Below are 247 nucleotides of genomic sequence, written 5' to 3'. Positions count from 1 at the left end.
CAAGAGGCCGTCGAGGGCGCCGACCTGGTGGGGCCCCCAGTGCCCGCCGGCGTGATGGGCGCTGTGGCCGCCGAGATCGCACCGGCGCTGCTGCCGGGGGCCACCCTTTCCGATGTGGCATCGGTGAAGCGCCATGTGCTCTCGGATGTAGCCCCGCATATCCCCGAGGGGGTGCAGTTGGTCCCGTCCCAACCGCTGGCCGGCACCGACCTCTCCGGGCCCGAATAGGGATTTGCCGAACTGTCCG

1 pseudogene is annotated in these 247 nt (G+C 70.9%); it reads left to right on the top strand.

Annotation, left to right across the window (positions count from 1 at the left end):
- A pseudogene (locus R0J92_RS25465) lies at positions 1–225 on the top strand (prephenate dehydrogenase/arogenate dehydrogenase family protein); the annotation flags it as partial.
- Positions 226–247: the final 22 nt, after the last annotated feature.

The sequence above is a fragment of the Tritonibacter sp. SIMBA_163 genome (assembly GCF_046535935.1).
Lineage (GTDB): Bacteria > Pseudomonadota > Alphaproteobacteria > Rhodobacterales > Rhodobacteraceae > Epibacterium > Epibacterium scottomollicae.
The sequence above is the reverse complement of the archived record's forward strand: the minus strand, read 5'-3'. Positions and strand labels throughout refer to the sequence as shown.